The organism is Microvirga sp. P5_D2, assembly GCF_054049475.1.
Genome location: NZ_JBFUMH010000033.1, coordinates 23,139 through 42,076 on the forward strand (window position 1 = coordinate 23,139; position 18,938 = coordinate 42,076).

Here is an 18,938-nt window from a genome sequence, read left to right on the forward strand (position 1 = left end):
AACTGGCCTAGGCAACGCCTAAGGCATGACCGCCCGCTGCGGTGGCGCAAGCCAATCTAGTTGAGGGCCCACACAGCAGCAGGCCTCCGGTTCAGTCCAAAGAATAGCGCACCGAACGTCCGCCTCCGCCCACGTCCCTGGAGGGTTCCTCATGTTCCGGGCGGGGCTCAATATTGTTATTCGTTACGAGCCTACTGGTGCTTCCTTTCAGGCCGGAAAATCTGCTGGTACGCGCCCCATAATCGATCGATTGATCTCAATTGCTGCGCGTACAACTTCACTCGCAATGTAGTCTTCGCGCGGGGCCAGACCTGATATCAGACCAGAGCAGGTGAAAACATAGATCACCTCGCCGTGCCGTCCAAAGATCGGCATTCCAATCGCCATCAGGCCTTCAGTATGCTCCCCAACACTCCGCGCATAGCCGCGCTTGCGCGTCGCTGCAATTTCGGCACGCACGGCCTCTTCAGTCACCAAAGTCGTGCTTGTGTAGCGCACCGGCTGCCATTTTCTCATCCACTCGTCGATCACATCTTGCGATTGCCACGCCAAATATGCCCGCATGTTAGCCGTCGCGTCCCGCGGGTAATGATGACCGATTGGGAAGGCGAACTCCATGGACGCTGCGCCATTGAACTTGTCAACGACGATAAACGAGTCGTCAGGTTGTGGCTGGACGAGAACTGCCGGGATTCCGATCCGGTTGACCAACTCAAGCAGCACATGGCGGATCCGATCTAGAGCTGGAGAGCCCAAGAACGATGATGAGCTGGCAACCAGTCCGCCATTAAGCTCATAGCATCTGGAGCGCGCATCATACTTCAGCCAACCCACGTGTGCCAACGTCCTCAGAACTGAGTGACAATGGCTCTTGGAGATCGTCAGAGCCTTGGTCAGGTCTGCAAGTGCAAATGAGTGAGGGGGATTGCTGTTGACATAGTTGATGATTGCGATCGCATTCTCGACTGCGGGCACGAGGCCGAGGGATGGAGCTTGAACAGGTGCACCCTCGTTGGCCATCAACTGCCAACGATTTCCATCCTGAAGAAGCGCAGAACTATAGCGACTCCTTGGCGCTGCCAGCTCTTGCTCCGCCAATGTCTTCGACGTTTTCTGTTTCTTTGTGGCCATACCTAACCTGTTGTCCTGACCAGCTCAGCAAGCTGGATTGCGCTTCGAAGTCTCGACATCCTTCCCTGCGGCAGTCGTCGTCCTAATAGCAGGACATCGTCCTCAGATCAACGCCGTTTTGGCAGATCTCGTTCGCAGACAATGCGTGCTCTGCCAGAAGCAGCCACGATGCATGTCCTCAAGTCAAAAGCTCCAACCACGAAAGGGTTTCCCTGCTCTTGTCGCCTCTCCCGCGTGGTCTCAATCATCCCCGTACCTCAACACGAAAAACATCATTGACAGGCTCAACGTCCACCCATACCAATTATGTACTGTATGGAACACTTCGTTCTATATGGAGAACGAACCAGAACGGGCTGAGACAGCAGCCGGTCAAAAACGTGACAGAGGGATTTCGCAACATGACTACATCTCGTCGCAGTCTAATGACGTTCGTCGGAGTGACCGCCCTGGCTTCCACGCTCGGCTTGACGGCCAGCGCCCAGGCCCAGGAAAAAACCCTGAAAATCGGACAGCTCGGTGTCATGAGCGGCGCCGAGGCATCGTGGGGGCTTGTCAACAAGTACTCCGCAGAGGCCACCGCCGCGATGTGGAATGCCAAAGGCGGCGTTGAGATTGGCGGCGAGAGGTACAAGATTCAGATCGTGTCGGTCGACGACCGCAATGATCCGAAGCTGACCGTATCCGGCGCCGAGCGGCTGATGGGCCAAGAGGGCATCCGCTACGTGATTGGGCCCAACACCGATGTCACGGCAACAAGCGTGCGGCCCATCGCAGAAAAACACAATGCGATCTACTTCCCGTATGCCTCGAGCCGCACGCTGTTCACTAAGCCGGCACAGAACGCCGTCATGGGCATGGTGGCAAGCTATCAGGTCGCGCCGGCGATCCTGCAGCTGCTGAAAAAAGACCGTGGCATCAAGAAAGTCGCCTTCGTCGCCCGTAACGACAGCGACGGGCTCAGCAACCGCGACGACGGCGTCGCAGCGGCCAAGAAGCTTGATCTCGACATCGTCGTTGCCGATGCCACTTACGAGCCGAACGTCACCGACTTCTTCCCGGTTATGTCCAACGTCGTGAATAAGTCACCGGACCTGATCTTCCTTCCCGCCTCGGCCCCCTCCAACACGCCGCTCCTCATGCGCGCGGCGCGCGAGCTCGGCTATACTGGCCTCTTCGCGAGCGATTCCGGCCAAGACATCAAGGTGATCAAGGAAATAGCCGGCGACTACGGAGATGGCCTGATCTCCATCGGCGGCGCATCCACACCGGAAATCCGCAGCGCCTACATGGACGAGTTCATCAAGCAGTACACGAAGGTCGCGGGCGAGTGGAACGACGAGGCCGGCACCAAGGTCTACGCACTTGAAGTCATTCTGGCCACCCTCCAAGCCGCAGGTCCGGCGGCGATCAAGGATACAAGCCTCTTCAAGAACGCCATTCCTAACTTCTCGATGCGGAACCCGTTCCTGAAGGAAGACAGCAAGCTCACCTACACCGGCGAGACCGACTACGGTCAAAAGCGGCAGATCGGCGTGCCGCTCGTGCTGACAGAGACCAAGGGTGGTCAGTTCGTCACGATCTCGATCGGTGCGGTGAAGTAAGCGGCAGCCTACCGAACGTCCAAGCCGACCAAGCGCAATCGACGGAAGAACGACATGGAACAAGTCATCATCAATGGTGCGATTCTATCGGCCAACTACGCGTTGATTGCGCTCGGTCTGACTCTCATCTTCAGCATCATGAACGTGCTGAACTTCGCCCATGGCCAAATGTTCATGATCGGCGGTTTAGTCGTGTACTGGGTCTGCACAGTCTACAACATGCCCTACGGCGTCGGACTGGCGGCTGCGGCTGTCGGCGTCGGCGCGGTCGGGATGGCCATGGAGAGAGGGCTCTTCCAGCGGGTGTTACACTCCGCGGGACGCGAAGAAAACTCCATGCTGCTTGCCGTGGGCACTGCGTTCCTCCTGGAGAACAGTGCGCTCTTCCTCTTCGGGGAAAAGCAGCGTGGCATTCCCCCAATGGTTCAGGGCGTCTATCGCCTCGGCAATGCGTTTTTGCCGGCAAACCGCCTCATGGTCTTCATCATCTCGCTCCTGCTCATCGCGGCGGTACTCTCATTCGTGTACTACACTCGGACAGGCCGGGCGATGCGAGCCCTTGCACAGGACCGGGCCGCGACCACGCTGATGGGTGTAGAGGTGGGGCGGATCAGCATGTTCGGCTTCGGCCTCGGCGCTGCATTGGCCGCGGTGGCCGGCGGGCTGCTTATCTCTGTATCCGGTGTCAATGCGGGCATCGGCACCGCGATCTCCACCAAGGCCTTTATCATGATCATGATCGGAGGCGCGGGTGTGATCGGCGGCGCATTGCTCGGCGCAGTCGTCCTCGGCTTCGCGGAGGCGATCGGCTACGCGCTGTTCCCCGGATCCGTGACCTATCTCATCATTTTCGCGGCCCTCATCATCTTCCTCCTGGTGCGTCCGCAGGGGATCATGGGCAAGCCGTGGGGTTGACTCAGTCTCTCCACAACACGTCTCAGCGACCGTAACCGATCGAACACCGGCAAGGACGGATTCCATGGCGAAAACTCTCTCCGCGACGCCGCTCCCAGCTTCCATGCGCGTCCTCGATAACAGTCGCGGCCTGCTGACAATCGCCGTCCTTGCGGCCTTCCTATACGCAGGCGTCCCGTTCTTCACCTCCGGCCACTCCTATTGGCTGAACGTGATGACGAATGCGTCGCTGCTGTCCTTTGCGAGTCTCGGCGTGTGGATAACCTTCGCCATCGGCCGCGTGAACATCGGTCAAGGCGCCTTTGCGCTGCTGGGCGGATATGCGACGGCCATCCTATCGACGACCTACGGCATCTCCTTCTGGCTGTGCCTGCCGATTTCAGCCCTGGCTGCGGCCTTCGTCGGCTTCTTGATCGGCTGGCCACTTCTGCGCCTCCGCGGCATCTATTTCGCCATGGTCACGCTCAGCCTGACAGAAGCAGTCCGCCTGTTATTCCTCAACACGCTAGGCGCGAGCGGCGGCGGCGTTCTCAACATTCCGCGTCCGGCCGGTCTTTCTACGCCGCTGTCGTTCTATCTCTTCGCCGCGACCCTCCTGCTTGTCGGCTACGTTGCGGTTTGGCGCCTCGCCAACAGCCGCATTGGATGGATCTTCCGCTCCATGCGCGAAAACGAGGAGTTGACCATGTCCATCGGCATCAACATTGCCCGCTACCGCGTGCTCGCCTTCGTGCTGTGCTCGGCGATGGGTGGGATTGCAGGAGCGTGTTTCGCGGCCCTGCAGCAGAACATCTATCCGGCGACCTATACCGTCTCCGACTCAATCAACTTCATGCTCTACTGTTTTCTCGGCGGGCTGGAATTCGTCCTTGGCCCGATTGTGGGCGCCTTCGGCCTCGTCATGGCGTTCGAGCTGCTCCGTTCGATCCAAGAGTACCAAGCGCTGCTCTATGGCCTGATGATGATCATCGTCATGCTCTTCCTGCCGAACGGCCTGCTCAGCATTGGCTCTTTGCTGCGCCGCGGATCAAGGTGACCCCATGAGCTTCCTGACTATTGAGAACCTGACGAAGCGTTTCGGTGGGCTGACGGCGGTCAACGACATCTCCTTCAGCGTGTCGAAGGGTGAGATCCTGTCGGTCATCGGGCCGAACGGCGCGGGCAAGTCGACGCTGTTCAAACTGATCGGCTCCTTCGTTAAGCCCACCTCCGGCCGGGTCCTGCTCGACGGCACGGTGGTCAGCGGCAGACAGCCCCATCAGGTAGCGCAGACTGGAATCGTCCGCACCTTTCAGGAAACAACCGTCTTCAAGGAGATGACAGCCCTTCAGAACGTGGTTGTTTCTCATCAGCTCGGCCTGAAGGCGACACCGCTCGGGGCATATTTCTCGACCGCTGCGGCGCGCGCCGATGCAAAGGCCTCAGCTGAGAGCGCAGCCGAAATCCTCGATTATCTTGGTCTCGGACATGTCAAGGGCGAACTGGCCCGCAACCTGCCACACGGGCATCTTCGCGCACTCGGCATTGCCATCGCGCTTGCCGCCAATCCTCGCGTGCTTCTGCTCGACGAACCGTTCGCCGGCATGAACTCTGAGGAGACCGACCGGGCCGTAGAGATGGTCGAAGGCATTCGCAAGCGCGGCATCACAATTCTCCTTGTCGAGCACGACATGCGCGCAGTCATGCGCATCAGTGACCGCATCGTTGTGGTGAGCTTCGGCTCAAAGATCGCGGAAGGACTTCCTGAGGAAGTCCGCGCCAATCCGGCCGTCATCGAAGCCTATCTCGGCCAAGACGACGAGACGATCGGGAGCTATTAGGGCATGACGGGCAGCAGCATGAAGTACTTCGAGGCGCGCCACATGACCGTCCGTTACGACCGGGTCAAGGCGATCAGCGACATCAGAATCGGGTTCGATGCGGGCGACGTAGTGTCCCTTATCGGGGCCAATGGCGCGGGCAAGAGCACTAGCCTGCGGGCGATCACCGGACTCGTGAACCTGGTCGAAGGGGAAATCTGGTTCGACGGGCAGCGCATCGACCGGCTGCCGGCAGCGCGCCGCGTCGCGATGGGCATCTCCATGGTGCCGGAAGGTCGCCGGGTTTTCCCGTTGATGACAGTGAAGGACAATCTCCTGATGGGAGCCTATACGCGCCGCGACGGGGCGGTGAAGCGAGACCTTGACCGTATTCTGGAACGCTTTCCCCGCCTGCGCGAGCGCCTGAAGCAACCGGCTGGCACGTTGTCGGGTGGCGAGCAGGAGATGCTGGTGATCGGCCGCGCCCTGATGTCGAAGCCGCGCCTTCTTCTCCTCGACGAGCCTTCGCTCGGACTCGCGCCTCTCGTTGTGCGCGACATTGCCCGCCTAGTCACCGAGATCAACCACGAGGAAGGCACCAGCGTTGTGCTGGTGGAGCAGAATTCGCGCATGGCGCTTCGCATCAGCCGATACGCCTATGTGCTCGAGACGGGGCGCATCGGACTCGAAGGGCCATCACTGGACCTTCTGAACGACGACAAGGTCAAGCAACTCTATCTCGGCGGCTGAAGCCGCCGGGATCGGAAAACCATGTAGAAAAGGACAGGAAGATGCCAGGAAAGATCATTCTCGCGGTAGGGCAGCTCGGACCCATCGCCCGTAGCGACAGCCGTGAAAAGGTTGTGGCGCGCCTTGTCGATATGCTCGAGCAGGCTGCGGCCCGCAATTCGGACTTTATCGTCTTTCCGGAACTGGCGCTGACGACGTTCTTCCCTCGCTGGTATTTCACGGACGAGGTCGAGCTGGATGCGTTCTACGAGACGGAAATGCCGAGCCCGGTAACGCGCCCGCTGTTCGAGGCTGCTTCCAAGCACGGCATCGGCTTCAATCTGGGCTTCGCCGAGCTGGTGATGGAAGACGGAAAGAAGCGGCGCTTCAACACCTCGATCGCCGTCGACAAGACGGGCCGAATTGTCGGCAAGTATCGCAAGGTCCATCTGCCTGGCCACAAGGATTATGAGGATTACCGCCCGTTCCAGCATCTCGAAAAGCGTTACTTCGAGACGGGCGATATGGGTTTCCCGGTCTATGATGTCGACGGCTTCAAGATGGGCATGTTTATATGCAACGACCGGCGCTGGCCGGAGACCTGGCGCGTGATGGGCCTTAAGGGCGCAGAACTGATTTGCGGCGGTTACAACACGCCGCTGCACAATCCACCGGTACCGCAGCACGACCAGCTCAGTTCGTTCCACCATCTCCTGTCGATGCAAGYTGGCGCCTATCAGAACGGCGCGTGGACGGCTGCGGCGGGCAAGGTTGGCGTGGAGGAGGGCTGCATGCTGCTCGGTCACTCCTGCATCGTCGCACCCACCGGGGAACTCGCCGCGCTCACCAACACGCTGGACGACGAGGTCATTACGGCCGCTGCCGATTTCGCCCGGTGTCGGGAGATCCGCGAGCATATCTTTAATTTCGAGATGCACCGCGAGCCGAAGAACTACGGGCTGATCGCGGCCGTCTGACCGACGCGGGCTAACACGGAAAGGTGGTTGCTGACGACCGCCCCTCGTGGGGCGGAACGGGAATGGCTTGCCTGCCCGCGTTGGTGGTGGTTACAGGAAAGGGAGAAGAACATGCGCGCGATCCTGCTGGATCGGCCAGGCGAGTCCCCGGGTCTACTTCGCGTCGCCGAGGTGGCCTCGCCAGCGGCGGAACCAGGGCAACTCGTCGTCGCTGTCGCATACTGCGGCTGCAATTTTGCAGACACGATGATGTGGCGCGGCACCTATCCGCATCCCAAGCACTACCCGCTCGTTCCGGGCTCTGAAATTGCGGGCACCGTGACGGCGATTGGCGAAGGCGTGGAAGGCTTCGCCGTTGGCGACCGGATAGCCGGCTATCCCGAAGCCGGCGGCGGCTTCGCGGAGCTGTGCAGCGTACCGGCGGACGGTGCCATCCGGCTTCCTGATTCCGTAAGCTTTGAGACTGCCGCTGCGTTCCTCATCCAGGCCCAGACCGCTTGGCATCTCCTGCACACCGTCTCCACGGTCCGGCCGGGCGAGGTTGTCCTGATCCACGCCATCGGCGGCGGCGTCGGGCTCTACCTCACCCAACTCGCTGCCCAGGCCGGTGCCATCGTTCTGGGAACCGTCGGCACTCCAGGCAAGGAACACCGTGCGCTCGATTATGGCGCAAGCCTCGTCGTTAATCGCGCGCAGGCAGATTTTGTGGCGGAGATCGGAGAGTTTGTGGGTGCCCGCAGGGTCGACAAGGTCTACGATTCTACGGGCGCGACAATCCTAGATCGTAGCTTCGCAATCCTTGGCCCGCTCGGCCACATTATAAGCTATGGCGAGGCGGAGGGGCGGCCGCTCGAGAATCTCTGGGCACGGTTGGTCGAGAAGTCCGCGACCTTTACACGTTTCCATCTGGGCCATCTCGATTTCAGATCGCAAGCTTGGCGTGATGGGCTGCGCCTAACCCTTGATGCCGTTGCCGACGGGAGGCTCCGCGTCCCAGTCGAGCGCATCTTCCCGTTCGAACAGGCAGAGCAGATGTACGAATGCCTTGAATCCCGCACAGTGTCGGGAAAGCTCCTGCTCGCTGTCAATCCAACTGCAACTAATAGCCGGAGCTAAAACAATGAAAGAGTTCGATCTCGTCATCCGTGGAGGAACCGTTGCTAATGCGAGCGACTGCTTCCGGGCAGACGTTGCAATCACCGACGGAAGGATCGTCGCGATGGGTGAAAATCTCGGCCCTGCCTTACGCGAGATTTCGGCGGAGGGACGCCTCGTGCTTCCCGGCGGCGTCGATTCCCATTGCCATATCGAGGAGCCGCAGGTCGGCGAGGTCAGAAATGCCGACACCTTCGTTTCCGCTACCTCTTCGGCGGCAGCCGGCGGCACCACGACAGTCATCTCCTTCTCCCAACAGACTAAGGGGAGCGGTGTCACCGACGCTTTGCGCGACTATCACCGCAAGGCGTCCCGCTCACTAATCGACTATTCCTTCCACCTCGTTGTCACTGATCCGACCGATGCCGTTTTAGAGGAACTGGTCCCACTCATTGAGGAAGGACACCGTTCGCTCAAGATCTTCATGACCTATACCAACGTGGTGCTCGACGACGAGCAGACACTCCGCGTGCTGGCGCTCGCCCGACGCTCCGGCGCTCTCGTCACGGTTCATGCCGAAAACCATGCGGCGATCATGTACCTGACTCGTGCGCTTGAAAAGGCGGGGCTCACCAGCCCGAAGCACCACGCCTGGGCGAAGYCAATGCCGGTCGAGCGAGAGGCGTGTCATCGCATCATCATGCTTTCCGAATTGCTGGACGTGCCGATCCAGATCTTCCACGTCTCTGGTGCGGAGGCCGCGGAGGAGATCCGCCAGGCGCAGAACCGCGGCCTGAAAGTCTTCGGTGAGACATGCCCACAATATCTAATGCTGACTGCTGCGGATCTCGACAGGCCGAACTTCGAGGGCGCGAAGTTCCTGTGCAGCCCCGCGCCACGTACGACGGCCGACCAAGAGGCGCTGTGGGATTATATCCGCACCGGCACGATAGGGGTCGTTTCCTCCGACCACGCGCCCAACCGCTTCGACGATCCCCATGGAAAGAAGGTCGGCGGCGAGGACGCCCCTTTCAGCGCCATTCCGAACGGCGTGCCGGGCCTCGCGACACGGCTGCCAATCCTCTTCTCCGAGGGGGTGAGCAAGGGCCGCATTGACCTCAACACCTTTGTGGCGCTGACCGCGACAAACCCGGCAAAACTTTTCGGCCTACATCCGAAGAAGGGGACAATTGCCATCGGCGCGGACGCGGACATCGCGATCTGGGATCCGGAGCGGAAGGTGACCATTCGCAACGATATGCTGCACCATGGGGTCGACTACACAACCTATGAAGGCATCGAGGTGACGGGTTGGCCGGTCATGACGTTGTCGCGTGGCGAGGTTGTCTGCGAGGACGGTGTGGTCGTCGGCAAGCCAGGGCACGGGCGTTTCCTTGCCCGTGGCCCCTACGATGCCATCAGGCCGCGCGGCAAGCATGTGACGCCATTCGATCCTGTGACTGGCAAGGTCCTTTCAGGTGAACTGCAAGCGGCCAACCACTAATGCAACTCCGGGAAAAGCGTAAAGCGGCTTTTCTTACGGAACTGCTGAAATGTTCAAGCGGGAGAATGCGATGAGGATCAAGGTCATCAATCCGAACACGACGCTTACCATGACCTCAAAGATTGGCGAGGCGGCTTCGATCGCCGCGTTTGCGGGGACAGAGGTCGTAGCCGCCAGCCCCTCGATGGGGCCAGCTTCCATTGAGGGGCACTATGATGAGGCGGTGAGCGCGCTCGGCGTGCTAGACGAGGTGCGCAGGGGAGCGGCGGAGGGATTTCAGGGTTACCTCATTGCCTGCTTCGACGATCCGGGCCTGCATGCCGCCCGCGAAATCGCTAATGGACCAGTCGTCGGCATCGCGGAGGCCGCCATGCATATGGCGTCCTTCATCTCGGAAGGCTTTTCTGTCGTTGCGACTGGCCACCGCAGCCGCATCATCCTCGAACATCTGGCGCGCGCCTATGGGATGGAGCACAAATGCCGCACGGTTCGCACAACGGAACTGGCTGTGCTCGATCTGGAAGTCGAGGGATCGGACGCGCGCAATGTCATTCTAGAGGAATGCCGCCGGGCGATCGCCGAGGATCATTCGGACTGCATCGTATTGGGTTGCGCCGGCATGGCTGACCTCGTCGACTTCATCTCCCGTGAACTTGGCGTACCGGTCGTCGACGGCGTTGCCGCTGGCGTGAAGATTCTCGAAGGGTTGATTGGCATGGGTCTCTCCACCAGCCGGGCCCGCGGCTACGCCTATCCCAACCCCAAGAACTATACTGGGGAGATGGCCCGCTTTCAGCCCTGATGAGCAAGACCCTATGCAGAGGAATGTTACTGTGTCGAACGTAAGCACCGAGACGAGATCGCCGCTATTCTACCCGCTCCCGGACGTATCCGTGGACAGGCGCACTAAGGGAATGCCGGGAAACCTCGCGGACATGCCGCTTGCCGACATAGGTCGGCAGGGCTGGAATCTTTTGCGACGTGATCTGCCGACACCGCTTGCGGTGCTCGACTATGGCGCAATCGCTGAAAACAGCCGCTGGATTGCGGCGGTAACGGCCCAGTACGGCGTATCGCTCTGCCCACACGGCAAGACCACGATGGCGCCGCAACTCTTCCGTAAGCAGCTCGATAACGGATGTTGGGGCATCACGCTCTCCACGCAGCACCATGTCCAGGTGGCGCGCCACTATGGCGTGTCTCGGATTTTCCTGGCCAATCAGATCCTTGAGCCAGGTTTTCTCTCATACATCGCCCGATCGCAGATTGAGGACCCGGACTTCGACTTCTACTTTCTCGTAGACTCCCTAGATGGGGTCGCTCTTCTCGAGCAGGTCGCGGCCGGCCATCCCGCCCACAGGCCGTTCCAGGTGCTGATTGAACTCGGATCGCCCTTCGCGCGTACCGGCTGCCGGACCGAAGCCGATGCACGGGCTATTGCCGATCGTTTGGCGAGAATGCAACATTCGGCTACCCTCGTCGGCATCGAGGGCTTCGAGGGAAGCATCCGCGGGGCGGATAGGGCTGAAATTGAGCGCCGCATCGGTGACTTTCTCGCTTTCATGACGGAGACGGCCAGCGCCTTCGCGGCGGCTGGCCTGTTCCGCGGACGGGAGATTTTGCTGACGGCCGGCGGCTCGGCCTATTTCGATTTAGTCGCCAAGGCGCTGAGCCGCCCGGTCTTCGACAAGCCGTCGCGCGTTGTGCTGCGCAGCGGCTGCTATATCTCGCACGACGCCGGCATGTACGAGCGCGAGATCGCACGCGCGCTTGAGCGGTCGCCTGAGCTCGCGGCGCTGGATGCGAAGCCACGGCAAGCCCTGACTGTGTGGGCGACGGTGCAATCCCGGCCGGAACCTGGACTGGCATTCCTCAATGCCGGCCGGCGAGACCTGTCCTATGACGCGCATCTGCCTCGGCCGCTCCGTTACGCATCCGGTGTGGGCGGGTTGACGGTGCAGCCCCTGCCGGAAGGCTACGAGATCATCATGCTGAACGACCAGCATGCCTATCTCAAATGTCCCGTCGAAAGCCCCTTGCGCGCTGGTGACCTCGTGGAATTGGGAATCTCGCATCCATGCACGACTTTTGACAAATGGGACGTGCTCTGCGTGATCGACGAGCGTTTCGATGTAGTCGAGGCAGTGAAGACTTTCTTTTAAGATGGGGGAATACGATGCCAAAGCAGAATATCGTGCTGGAGAATGCGCCCAAGCGCGCAGGCCCTTATTCTCACGCCGTCACCGCCAACGGCTTCGTCTTCGTGTCGGGACAGGGACCGGTCGATCCGGAAACGGGGACGATGCCGGCCGACTTCAGTGCACAGGTACGCCAGGCACTCCGCAACATGGAGACAGTCCTGGAGGGTGTGGGAAGCAGTCTGTCGGATGTGGTTAAAGTCAACGCTTATCTCGCCAACCTTGCCGATTTCGACCACTTCAATGCAGTCTACTCAACCTTCTTCGACGAAGACAAGCTCCCGGTCAGGACGACAATCGGTTGCACTCTCAACGGCATGTTGTTCGAGATTGATTGTGTTGCTGTTCAGGCAGAACAATAGGAAACAAAAATGCTGATTTCGCAGGTTAGACACGCCGACAACTCGATCACCGTGGTCGTGCGCGAGGACGGTGGCAGGGGCCGGACCGTGAAGGATGCTGGAAGCGTCTATACGCTCGCTTTGGATGCAGCTAATAGCAACCGGTCACTGAAGGATTTAATCGAAGCGAAGGGCTTAGGCGAAGAGGTCGATCTCGACGAAGCCTATGCGGGCGGTCGCCTGCTGTCGCCGATCACCCATCCGGATGCCGCGCACCTGCACCTGACTGGTACGGGGCTTACCCATCTCGGCTCGGCGGCGACGCGCGATTTGATGCATAAGACGGCGGAAGCGGCCGAAGAGACGCTGACGGACTCTATGAAGATGTTCCGCATGGGCCTTGAAGGCGGGAAACCCAAGGCCGGTGAGAAGGGCGTGCAGCCGGAATGGTTCTATAAGGGCAATGGTAGGCAGGCGGTGGCACCCGGCGCTGCGCTGACCTCGCCCTCCTTCGCGCTCGACGGTGGCGAGGAGCCGGAAATAGCGGGCATCTACGTCATCGCCGCCGATGGCTCCCCCTTTCGCATCGGCTTCGCCGTAGCGAACGAATTCTCAGACCACGTGACAGAGCGCATCAACTATCTCTATCTCGCGCATTCCAAGCTGCGGCAGGCGAGCTTCGGCCCGGAAATCCGTATTGGCGCCGCCCCAGACGATATCCGCGGCTTCTCGAGCATTATCCGTGGCGGCAAAGTACTGTGGGAGAAGCCGTTCGTCTCCGGCGAGGCGAACATGTCCCATTCCTTCGCCAACCTCGAATACCATCACTTCAAGTACAGCCTTTTCCGAGCGCCGGGTGATGTTCAKGTCCATATGTTCGGTACGGCAACACTCTCGTTCGGTGACGGCATTCGCACGCAAGAGGGTGACGTCTTCGAGATCGAAGCGGACGGTTTTGGCCTTCCGCTGCGCAATCCTTTAGCAATTGCCAAGGAGGTAGAGATTGAAATCCAGCAATTGTAATTGTTGCAGCGGGCTGCTTGCCGGGACCACAGCACGATCGATCTAAGGCTCAAAGTCCAGGATCATCGATCAATACCTGATAACTGGTCAATAGGTCGGCAGCAAGGCGAACAAGAATATCAATCCGTCGAACATCAATGAGGTGGCGGGTCAATACGCCGTTGGTTCCTTGAGGACGAGTACTCGGTGATGGCTATGGCCAAGTCGACAATCATGGCTTAATCGCAGTCCGGCAATCCTTACTATGCAATTCAAAGAAGAATGCCGAGTTCGGTTAGCTGCTGTCGCGTGAAGCAAGGCGAGACGCTGCCGTCGGTATCCCTCAACTCCGGTGCAGAGCTCACTCGCGAGTCGGTCGAAGTGCATCGTCAGACGAGCGCAAGAAAGATCAGGCCGAGAGCAGGGATACTACTAGGTCCTGTCTGAAGGCCTGTGAACCTGCATAAGGATATGGCTGTTGCTTTGGTGGGGCTCACCAAGGTGGAAACCGGCGATGCGGCGGCATGAACTGAGCGATGCCCAATGGGAGCTGACTGCCGATCTTATGCCCACGGTTAGGCGGCACGGCAGTTTGATCGAATCCTTGTGGCCCAACCAATGGTCGAAGGTATTTTGCTTCTCACATCCGACGCGATCGTCGCTCGTTATCCAGGTGCTGTGCACCTTGTATGATGCGCCCCTAGCGTCCGCCGTAAGCCATGTGGCGATTCGGGTCTTTGTGTGGAATTCGCTCGAGCTTGCTCTTGTGAGGGAGCGGCAATTTCATCGGGCTATGGAGCCCGGACCTTCACCTCGCTGACGCGGTTTGCGGCTTTAGCAAACCGCTGGTCAAAGCTGACAAAGGCCGTGCATCCCACCGCTTTTGCCAAGTGAAGAGCGTCCGCAAAATCGAGCCCTTTGGCCATCCAATCGAGAGCTTTTGCGGCCAGGGAAGCGTCTTCCAAAGTGACATGCGGCAGTCCGGCAAAGGCGCTCAACGCCGCTCCGATCTGAACCGGAGTATAGCCATAGGCGCTGCGCAGGACCCATTCCGTCTCCAGAAGAACGGTCGTGCAAATGAAGACATCTTCCCGATCAATCAGGCCTCGTGCTTGCGGCGATTGCTCAGCGTGATCGCCCGTCAGGTAGCGAACGATCAGATTGGTATCAATCGCGAGCATGACGCCGCTTGGCCTCGGCAACGATGCTGGCTTCCATCTCCTCAAGGGACTTGGGCGGGCCCTGATGGGGCAGGCACCCATACACATCGTCCGGCTGGGTTGGGGAAAACACGGGGGCTGCCTTCAGCAAAACGCCCTCCGGTGTCTCCTCCACGACCAACCGGGTTCCGGGATCCCAGTGCCGATGCTGCCTGATGGATTTGGGCAAAATCACCTGGCCTTTGGTGGAAACGACCGTCGTGAGGCGCTCTGATCGTGTCATAGGGACCCTGCCAAGAAAGGTAAGACGATGGTAAGATAAACAGTCTGCAGAGCCGTTTCAAGGCCATTTCGTCCTGAGATCAAGAGCTGCTCCACACCGAATTCCGAATAGGCAGAAATGTCGAGCGCATCATGGCGTGCACGCGTGAACCTCCCCGCCTTAAAAGGCGGGGCTTCCGTGTCCCTTCAGGCCAGGCGTCTCGTCTCCAAGGTGGGTGATGGTCACCGCAGCATTCTGGGCGTGGTCGTGGTCCGCGCCGCCATCGCCGCACACCCATCGCCTGAGCGTCAGTCCTTTCAGCCCTCTCGAACCGCTAATGCTTGCGCACTCAAATTAGGTTGCGTTGTCTCCGCTTCATCGACCTCGCTACACGGTGCCCCTGCGTGATCGCATGTGTATCGGAGATCATTGCGCAGCATCGACCACCCGGCATCGAGAACGCCCTTTGCCATTGAGGTCTTGGCCCGTTTCGAGGCTGATACAATGCCGATCGAGTTGGAACGGGCGCTGATCTCGTTGCTGTCGTTCCGGACCACGGTAACAGCGTTCCCGAGCGTGACCAGACGCTTTCCGCTCGTCGCATCATCACGCCCACCTCGTGTTCACCGGTTGCGGCTTTAGACCCAACGTCGGCCAGCTTTTCCGCCGGTCCCATCGGGTCAGTCATGATGTGTCTCCTCGAAATTGAGTGAGACAGCGAAATACTCCCGGCTTCGGGTAGTGCGGCACTCCCCCATTTGCAGAAAGCTGCAACCGGTTGTGGAAAACTGGCCTAGGCAAAGCGTCAGTCATGACCGCTCGCTGCGGTGACGCAAGCCAATCCAATCGCGGCGAGGCATCCGCTTGAGCCGTGCCTCGCCACCCTCACAGGCTGGGTCGCTGTCCGCCACAAGGGTCTCCATCGGAGGGGACGCCAATAGGTACGCATCCATCTCCGCTCCCGGTCACCTGCATCCCAACAACGCCCTGCCCGCCCGGCGAGATGTTGCGGAAGGCTCCCTCATGACCGGGGCCGGGTCTTTGCCCTGATCCCGCTCATGGCCTCCAGCATCCGAAGGCCCATTCCCCCGAGTTTCCTGTCTTGGCGCAGGTTCATGTCCCACCCCCGCAACTCGTTCGCTGATAGGATTTAGAGTGGTAGACCAATGGAGTTGCGACCTTAGTCAGGTGGTGCCTATCGGACCTCAGTCCGTCTAGTCATCACGGCGACCTCTTCTCACAATAGGGAACCTGTTCACCCTAGACGGAGGAAGTGGGATGGCATTGCAGCTTGGAAACGAGGACCTTAGAGACCTTCTTGACCTGATCCGGAGCGGGCAGATCCGGGATGCCAGTGGCATGGGCAACAACGTCGAGAACCCTCATTGGGCTACGGCAGGGCAGCAGTTTGTCCGACTCACTGACCCCTACTACACTGATGGCATCACTGGCATCCGCACGACGGTGAACACGCCGCGTGAGATCTCAGACATCATATCCAACCAGGACAACAACGGCGACGGCATTGAGGAAAGCATGCCGAACGCATTTGGCGGCAGCGCGTTCCTGACCTTCTTTGGGCAGTATTTCGATCATGGTCTCGACTTTGTCCCAAAAGGGCAGCCTGGAGTCGTTCAAATCGGATCAGACAGCTTCCCGATTTCCGCGTCACGCGCCAACTATGCACCCGGAACTGGGATCGATCCTGATGGCGTCCCCAATAGCGGCGATGAGATTGCAGCACAGCATCTGAACATGACGTCGCCCTATGTCGACCAGAACCAGGTTTACGGTTCCCACGAGCAAGTCACGGACCTTCTGCGCAAATGGGAGCAAGGGCCGAACGGTCCCGTGCAGACAGCCTACATGCTTGCAGGAAACGCTGATGGCTCCGGCCGGCGACTACTCCCAACCCTTGATCATGTCCGTGAGAACTACCGGATCATGACAGGTGGGCAGGAACTAACTTCCGCAGACGTCTCCAACTTTGACAGCACAGGGCACTCGCTGCTGCTCGATTTCATACCTTCCTTTGTGGGGAACAATCCGGCGGAAGGCTACGACCTCGATGCTATGGGGCATTACTACGTCGCCGGTGATGGCCGGGCGAACGAGAACGTGATGCTCACCTCTATGCACACGATTTGGGCACGCAATCACAATTTCTGGGTGGATCATCTCAAGGAGCGTACGGGCAGCACCTGGACGGAAGAGGAGTATTTCCAGGCGGCGCGTATCGTGAACGTCGCCGAGTACCAGCGCGTCGTGTTCACCGAATTTGCCGACGCCATGGCGGGCGGCATCGACCCGGGCGAAAAGGAGCACGGCTTCGACGGGTACGATCCCACGGTCGACGCCTCGATTTCGGCGGAATTCGCCCATGTAGCTTATCGGTTCGGCCATTCCATGCTCAACGAGACAGTGAGCTACAAGGATGCCGACGGCGAGATGCACGACATCTCTCTGGTGCAAGCCTTCCTCAATCCGGGCAAGGTATCCGAACTCGGCATCGACGAGTTGCTGCTAGGTGCCACCAGCGTCGCGCATCAGGCGATCGATGTCGACGTGGTCAACGCCCTGCGTAACCAACTCGTCGGGCGGCCTCTCGATCTTGCTGCCCTCAACATCTTCCGCGGTCGCGACACGGGTGTTGCACCTTTCAACTCCGTCCGTGAGCAGCTTTACGAAAAGACCGGACTGGCGAGTCTACGGCCCTATGAGGGCTGGGGCGATTTCCAGAAGCGCAACGACCTCTCCGATGGCTTTATCACTCAGCTCAAGCAGGCCTACCCGGAGGGCTTTGAGCATATGGACCTGTGGGTCGGGGGCTTGGCGGAGAAAGCCACCAAAGGGCAACTCGGATCCACCTTCGGCTACATCTTTCTTGAGCAGCTCGACCGGCTGCAAGATGGGGATCGGCTCTACTACTTCGAGGTCTTCGACGACAGCCTGTTTCATGACAGCGGACAGACTTTCGCCGACATCATCATGCGCAACACGGGCATCACGGGCCTATCCCCCCATGTGTTCCAGGTCTCCATAAGCGGGCAGACGAACGGCAGCCGCCTTTCTCCCGAGGCTCCTGCCGATCCGGATCTGGTGCAGCCAACCGATCCTGTCACACCCGCAGATCCGGATCCGGTGCAGCCGACCATTCCCGTGGCGCCTGAAAACCTCTTCCTCGAAGGTACCTCGCGCAGCGAGTCGCTCTGGGGCGGCGACGGTCATGACCAGATGGACGGCGGGCGCGGCCACGACCGGCTCTACGGCCATGGCGGCAATGACAAGCTCTACGGCGGCGATGGGCACGACCGTCTAGACGGCGGCGAGGGCCACGACCGCATGTGGGGCGGGCGCGGCAACGACGTCTACATCGTCGACCACCAGCAGGATCGTGCCTATGAGAGTCGAGGTCAGGGCACCGACACGGTCAAGACAACGGTATCCTACTCCCTCTCGGGCACTCACGTGGAAAAACTCGAGCTCACAGGAACGGAGGACATCAATGGCACAGGCAATCGCCTAGCTAACAGCCTGACGGGTAATTCCGGCGATAACGTGCTCAAGGGCGGGGCCGGTCACGACGTGCTTAAGGGCAAAGATGGCAGCGACAAGCTGCATGGCGGATCCGGCCATGACAAACTCCAAGGCGGATCTGGCAACGATCACCTCAAGGGGGGGGCTGGGGATGACAGGCTCACAGGCGGATCGGGACAGGATGTCTTCCACTTTGAGAAAAACGGTGGTTATGACACGGTAACCGACTTCCGCAACGATCACGACAAGATCGATGTGAGAGGCCTATCTGGGGTGAACAGCCTGTCCGACCTGAACTTCATGCAAGTGGGTCAGGATGTGATGATTGGCCACGGCTCCGATATCCTCGTCCTCAAGGGTGTCACGGCATCCGATCTCGACAACAGCGACTTCATCTTCTGACGCTGTCTGCCCGAGATCGGCGTCGCCCTGCCGGGAGCATCCCTCAAACGCTCCCGGGGGGCGGCGCCCTCTAGMGCATCGGATGTTTAATCGGACGCATATCCAGCAGCCTTGAGGTAGTTCCAACATTCTTGTGGCTCGAACAGGTTGCAGATCTCACCGAGGGTGCGCCAGAGCGCGTCCAAGGTGCGGGCTTCGGCTTTGCGCAGATGCGCTTTGATCTTGGCAAAGGTCTGCTCAATCGGATTCAAATCCGGACTGTAAGCAGGCAGGAACAGGAAC

The 18,938-nt window shown here is 59.7% G+C and carries 17 protein-coding genes; 13 read left to right on the plus strand and 4 right to left on the minus strand.

Annotated elements, in window-relative coordinates:
• Positions 1-207: 207 nt before the first annotated feature.
• Entirely contained in the window at positions 208-1,131 is a 924-nt protein-coding gene (locus ACXJKO_RS11595) for an IclR family transcriptional regulator (RefSeq protein WP_457091245.1), read from the minus strand.
• 401 nt (positions 1,132-1,532) lie between these two features.
• Between ACXJKO_RS11595 and ACXJKO_RS11600 the strand changes: the two genes are divergently transcribed.
• From ACXJKO_RS11600 to araD1, 12 genes are all read left to right on the plus strand, one after another.
• Positions 1,533-2,735, plus strand: coding sequence for an ABC transporter substrate-binding protein (locus ACXJKO_RS11600; RefSeq protein ID WP_457091246.1), 1,203 nt, complete (start codon positions 1,533-1,535; stop codon positions 2,733-2,735).
• Positions 2,736-2,789: 54 nt separating this feature from the next.
• Positions 2,790-3,650 carry a branched-chain amino acid ABC transporter permease gene (locus tag ACXJKO_RS11605; protein WP_457091247.1) on the plus strand — a complete coding sequence of 287 codons (861 nt, stop codon included), beginning with the start codon at positions 2,790-2,792 and terminating at the stop codon, positions 3,648-3,650.
• A gap of 64 nt (positions 3,651-3,714) precedes the next feature.
• On the plus strand, positions 3,715-4,686 hold the full coding sequence (locus ACXJKO_RS11610) for a branched-chain amino acid ABC transporter permease (RefSeq protein WP_457091248.1): 972 nt from the start codon (positions 3,715-3,717) through the stop codon (positions 4,684-4,686).
• A 4-nt stretch (positions 4,687-4,690) separates the two neighbouring features.
• On the plus strand, positions 4,691-5,470 hold the full coding sequence (locus tag ACXJKO_RS11615; protein WP_457091249.1) for an ABC transporter ATP-binding protein: 780 nt from the start codon (positions 4,691-4,693) through the stop codon (positions 5,468-5,470).
• 3 nt (positions 5,471-5,473) lie between these two features.
• Positions 5,474-6,199 (plus strand): ABC transporter ATP-binding protein, encoded by a 726-nt coding sequence (locus tag ACXJKO_RS11620; RefSeq protein ID WP_457091250.1) that lies wholly within the window; start codon positions 5,474-5,476, stop codon positions 6,197-6,199.
• 41 nt (positions 6,200-6,240) lie between these two features.
• Positions 6,241-7,155 (plus strand): N-carbamoyl-D-amino-acid hydrolase, encoded by a 915-nt coding sequence (locus tag ACXJKO_RS11625; RefSeq protein WP_457091251.1) that lies wholly within the window; start codon positions 6,241-6,243, stop codon positions 7,153-7,155.
• 111 nt (positions 7,156-7,266) lie between these two features.
• Positions 7,267-8,271, plus strand: coding sequence for a quinone oxidoreductase family protein (locus ACXJKO_RS11630; protein ID WP_457091252.1), 1,005 nt, complete (start codon positions 7,267-7,269; stop codon positions 8,269-8,271).
• Between the two features lie 4 nt (positions 8,272-8,275).
• The gene (gene hydA, locus ACXJKO_RS11635) at positions 8,276-9,754 is read left to right on the plus strand and encodes a dihydropyrimidinase (protein ID WP_457091253.1); all 1,479 of its coding nucleotides are present in this window, start codon (positions 8,276-8,278) and stop codon (positions 9,752-9,754) included.
• A gap of 70 nt (positions 9,755-9,824) precedes the next feature.
• Complete coding sequence (locus ACXJKO_RS11640) at positions 9,825-10,556, plus strand: aspartate/glutamate racemase family protein (protein WP_457091254.1); 732 nt, start codon at positions 9,825-9,827, stop codon at positions 10,554-10,556.
• Between the two features lie 91 nt (positions 10,557-10,647).
• Complete coding sequence (locus ACXJKO_RS11645) at positions 10,648-11,916, plus strand: alanine racemase (protein WP_457091255.1); 1,269 nt, start codon at positions 10,648-10,650, stop codon at positions 11,914-11,916.
• Between the two features lie 32 nt (positions 11,917-11,948).
• Positions 11,949-12,314: a RidA family protein gene (locus ACXJKO_RS11650; RefSeq protein ID WP_457091256.1), complete on the plus strand. Its 366-nt coding sequence runs from the start codon at positions 11,949-11,951 to the stop codon at positions 12,312-12,314.
• 9 nt (positions 12,315-12,323) lie between these two features.
• Positions 12,324-13,316 (plus strand): AraD1 family protein, encoded by a 993-nt coding sequence (araD1, locus tag ACXJKO_RS11655; protein ID WP_457091257.1) that lies wholly within the window; start codon positions 12,324-12,326, stop codon positions 13,314-13,316.
• Positions 13,317-14,086: 770 nt separating this feature from the next.
• Here the strand turns inward: araD1 and ACXJKO_RS11660 are convergent.
• On the minus strand, positions 14,087-14,476 hold the full coding sequence (locus ACXJKO_RS11660) for a type II toxin-antitoxin system VapC family toxin (protein WP_457091258.1): 390 nt from the start codon (positions 14,474-14,476) through the stop codon (positions 14,087-14,089).
• Entirely contained in the window at positions 14,463-14,738 is a 276-nt protein-coding gene (locus ACXJKO_RS11665; RefSeq protein ID WP_457091259.1) for an AbrB/MazE/SpoVT family DNA-binding domain-containing protein, read from the minus strand. Before ACXJKO_RS11665 ends, ACXJKO_RS11660 begins: the two co-directional genes overlap by 14 nt.
• A gap of 1,257 nt (positions 14,739-15,995) precedes the next feature.
• Between ACXJKO_RS11665 and ACXJKO_RS11670 the strand changes: the two genes are divergently transcribed.
• Entirely contained in the window at positions 15,996-18,656 is a 2,661-nt protein-coding gene (locus ACXJKO_RS11670) for a peroxidase family protein (protein ID WP_457091260.1), read from the plus strand.
• Positions 18,657-18,742: 86 nt separating this feature from the next.
• Here ACXJKO_RS11670 and ACXJKO_RS11675 read toward each other — a convergent pair.
• Positions 18,743-18,938: transposase (locus ACXJKO_RS11675; protein ID WP_457091261.1), on the minus strand; the 196-nt coding region annotated here is incomplete at its 5' end.